This window comes from Mesorhizobium sp. M4A.F.Ca.ET.050.02.1.1 (assembly GCF_003997725.1).
Lineage (GTDB): Bacteria > Pseudomonadota > Alphaproteobacteria > Rhizobiales > Rhizobiaceae > Mesorhizobium.
This window is the reverse complement of the sequence record NZ_RZSG01001254.1, coordinates 1-1,004: the sequence shown is the minus strand read 5'-3', so window position 1 is coordinate 1,004 and position 1,004 is coordinate 1. Positions and strand designations below refer to the sequence as shown.

General features: G+C 65.2%; 1 protein-coding gene. It reads left to right on the top strand.

Going from position 1 to position 1,004, the window contains the following annotated elements; genetic code table 11:
- Nucleotides 1-529 precede the first annotated feature (529 nt).
- Nucleotides 530-1,004: SOS response-associated peptidase family protein (locus EOA33_RS36740; RefSeq protein ID WP_127407796.1), on the top strand; the 475-nt coding region annotated here is incomplete at its 3' end.

Sequence of the window (1,004 nt, the reverse complement as noted above, 5' to 3'; positions counted from 1 at the left end):
GCGCATGTTCAAGCAGCCGGCGAGGTCGCAGAAGCCGGTCAGGCCCGGCGGCCAACCCATACATCACCCCCCCTCGGCGGCCGGGCCACCTAACTTCCCGAAAGTGATGAGGTACGATCCCGGTCGCCGGAGAGTTGCGGCGGCGGAGGGATTGGCGACGCAAACCTTCCGGCGCCGGGGCCAGCCGGGGGCGCGAAAAATCGATGCGGAGGCAACAAATGCCTCAGCGCTCCGTCGAAGCAAAAGCTTTTGGCTCAGGGAGCCTTAGAAATGGTGGTGGCGGCGAGCGCCCCAAGCTTGCCCGCCTTGAGCAGTACCGGCCTGGCGTAGGTCTTCTTCACGGAATCCCTCCTTCAGCAGCTGCCAAACTTTCCTCTGCTTCGCCGCTCCTGTCAACGCACCGAGGTTGAGCGGCCTGGGACGGACCTCTGTTCACGCCTGTGATAGCCCCAGCCGACTCAACGAACGCCTGGCACTGGCGCTTTGGTGGAAAATGCGGGATCAATCGACTGCCAGGGAAACGTTGCCGATGTGCAATCTCTACAACATCACCACCAGCCAGGAGGCGATCCGCCAGTGGACGCGCGCCCTGCGCGACGTCATCGGCAACCTCGAACCCTCGGTCGACATCTACCCGAACCAGTTCGCCCCGGTGGTGCGGAACGCCGCCGACGGCACGCGCGAACTCGCCACTCTGCGCTGGGGCATGCCGACACCGCCGGAGCGCATGCGCGGCAATGCCGATTCCGGCACCACCAACATCCGCAACCCGCAATACGCCCACTGGATGCCTTACCTTGGCATCGAGAACCGATGCGTGGTGCCGGTGACGAGTTTCGCCGAGCCCTCGCCCCAGCCTGGCGACAAGGACCCCGAGACCGGCGTGCAGAAGAACTTCTGGTTCGCGCGCGGCGAAGATCGACCGCTGTTCTTCTTCGCCGGCCTGTGGACGCCCTGGCAGGGCGTGCGCAAGGTCAAGGAAGGGCCGGGCGACCACCAGCTCT